1 protein-coding gene is annotated in these 270 nt (G+C 51.1%); it reads left to right on the plus strand.

The genetic code is table 11. The annotated features are described in order from the left end of the window. On the plus strand, nucleotides 1–270 hold a 270-nt coding region (locus tag MTCD1_RS19295), incomplete at both ends, for a PAS-domain containing protein (protein ID WP_143760185.1).

A 270-nucleotide genomic window follows, 5' to 3' on the forward strand; every position in this document is an offset into this window, starting at 1 on the left:
GCCCATGTGTCGGAGCGAGAGAGGCAAGACGGCAAGGTGATCAAAATACAGGGCAATCCTATGCCAGGTGGCGGTTTCGTGATGACCTTCACCGATATCACTCAATATCGTGAACATGCTAAGGCCCTGCAGGAGGTGAACGATGCTCTGGAGGCGAGGGTGAAGGAGAGGACCTATGAGCTGGCGATGTTAAACAGTCAGTTATTGGAGTCTAAGGCTCAGGAAGAGATTGCTAATGCCTCTAAGAGTAAATTTTTAGCTGCCGTGGGC

This window comes from Colwellia marinimaniae (genome assembly GCF_002207865.1).
GTDB classification, from domain to species: Bacteria; Pseudomonadota; Gammaproteobacteria; order Enterobacterales; family Alteromonadaceae; genus Colwellia; species Colwellia marinimaniae.